Here is a 452-nt window from a genome sequence, read left to right as displayed (position 1 = left end):
CCCCATCCGCATTCCACGCTCGCGGTGCAGATGGCGCTGGGCCAGGAGCGCTTGCAGATATTCAGCTCCAATGCGGATTTTCAAGCCATCTTGCAACAGCACGGGTTACCCGCCGACAGTCAATTGCTGGTGACCGAGTCCGGCCATGTCGGCACGGCCAGCGCCAAAGGCTGGGTCAACCTGACGACTGAGGTGGAAAAACATTCCGATCTGAAACTTCATCGCGACCAGCTTAAAGCTCAGGCAGGCGAAGCCGGCGGCGCCCTGCGCTCGAGCGGTAAAGTCACCCTCGGGCAGATGTTGCGTTTCTACGAGCTACCGTTGCCAAAAACTGTCGAGCAAGCCCTCTCCCTGGCGAAATGGGACAAGATCAATCTGCACATGCGTCCCGGGCACATGAATCAGTGGTATCTGCTGGGTCAACCCTGGACGAAGACCGAGCGGTTCACCGC

Annotated in this window: 1 protein-coding gene; it reads left to right on the top strand. The window is 59.1% G+C overall.

Annotated features, from left to right (window positions below; all coding sequences use genetic code 11):
• Nucleotides 1-452 (top strand): hypothetical protein (locus tag AAEY83_RS12885; RefSeq protein WP_351059304.1); only part of this gene is annotated, 452 nt, incomplete at both ends.

The organism is Psychrobacter sp. TB20-MNA-CIBAN-0197 (assembly GCF_040309765.1).
GTDB lineage: Bacteria > Pseudomonadota > Gammaproteobacteria > Pseudomonadales > Moraxellaceae > Psychrobacter > Psychrobacter submarinus.
This window is presented reverse-complemented; position numbering and strand designations above follow the sequence as displayed.